General features: G+C 64.8%; 1 protein-coding gene. It reads right to left on the bottom strand.

Features of this window, described 5'->3' with window-relative positions; genetic code table 11:
- Window positions 1–240: 240 nt before the first annotated feature.
- The coding region (locus J0A65_RS23280; RefSeq protein ID WP_206596669.1) for a sigma-54-dependent transcriptional regulator at window positions 241–1490 on the bottom strand (1250 nt) is incomplete at its 5' end.

Raw genomic sequence — 1490 nt, 5'->3', positions numbered from 1 at the left:
CCATGAAGGCCAGGATCACCGCGGCGAAATCCAGCAGCGCGTCCAGTACGTAAGGCCGCCAGCCCAGGGGAATCACCCAGATCCCGGCGGCGCCGCTGACGAAGGGCAGCAGCCCGGCATAGCCCAGCAGGACGGCCAGCTGCGGCGGCTTTTCGGCGTCGAACGGATGCATGAAGATCTCCCGCGATACGTTTGCCGTGCACCTTAGCAGTGTTTCCCCGGCGAAACAGTAACGCCCCCTCAGCGCAGTCGATGTTTGTGCAGCAACCGATAGAAGGTTGGCCGGGAAACCCCGAGCGTGCGGGCTGCCTGGCTCATGTTGTGGGTGTAGCGCCCCAGCACGTCGTTCAACGCCTGACGCTCGGCGCGCAGGATGTAGTCCTCCAGGGTCACGGGGTCATCGTCCGTTGCCTGCGGTGCCTCCAAGCCAAGGTCCGAGGCGAGTATCTGGCGCCCTTGCGACAGGACCAGGGCGCGCAGCAGGCGGTTGCGCAGTTCGCGCACGTTACCCGGCCAGGCATGCGCCATCATGGCTTCGATCGCCTCCTCGCTGAAACGCCGGTGGTGGCGCCCGATGGCCACGCCGTGACGCCTGGCGAAGTGCTCTGCGAGCATCAGCAGATCGCCGGGATGCTCGCTCAGGGCCGGCGTATGCAGTTGCCGGGCGCTCAGCAGCCGATAGAGGTCTTCGCGAAAGTGCTTCGTCTGCAGCGCCACCTCCAGCTCATCGCCACTGATGACCAGCAAACGCAGGCCGGGGTGGCCCTGCAGGTGGTGCAGCAGGTGCTGCTGGTCAGCGCTCGAAAGGGTCGTGATGCCTTCGAGCAGAATCGTCGTGCTGGCTGCCGCAGCCAGAGTCGCTGAGTGTCCGGCCTGATCGAACAGTCCTCCAGGCAACTGCGTGACATCGACCTGCAGTATCCGCCGCTGCGCAGAGGCGGTGCGCTCATGCAGCAGTTGCGCCAGAAGGTGCTTGCCACTGCCACGCGGACCTCGAATCAGCAGTGGTCCGTCTCTCCTGCCCTGTTCATCCAGCTGCTTGCGCAGGCTACGGGCCTGGCCGCTGTTGCCCAGGAACTGCCGTGGTTTCTTGCTTTTCGAGCGCAGCAAGCGAGCGCCTGCCTGGGCCTGCTGCAGGGTCTCGAGCAAGCCTGGCACGTCCACCGGCAACGAAAGCACCGCGAACAGCCATTCACGGGCCAGTTCATCCAGCTCGCTGGAAGCTGCCGCCTGGCTCGCCGTGAGCGCGACGCAGCAGAGCCCCGTTCGCCGCAAGTGGGCGAGCAAGCTGGGTAACGGCTGTTCATGCAGATCGAGCAGCAGCACATGGCTAGTCGCGGTGACGAGCGTTTCCGCTGTGCAACGGCGCAACGACCAACCAGCATCCTGCAACAGCGGAAGCAGTGCTTCGCATGCACCGATCGGCTCAAGCACCAGTAATTGCCGGGATGTGCCGGAAACAGCCTCCAACATACTCCATCCTTGGCGCC

Origin of the sequence: Bowmanella yangjiangensis (assembly GCF_017255015.1) — a bacterium.
GTDB lineage: Bacteria > Pseudomonadota > Gammaproteobacteria > Enterobacterales > Alteromonadaceae > Bowmanella > Bowmanella yangjiangensis.
Note: the sequence above shows the minus strand (reverse complement) of the source record. Positions and strands in the feature narration are given on the sequence as shown.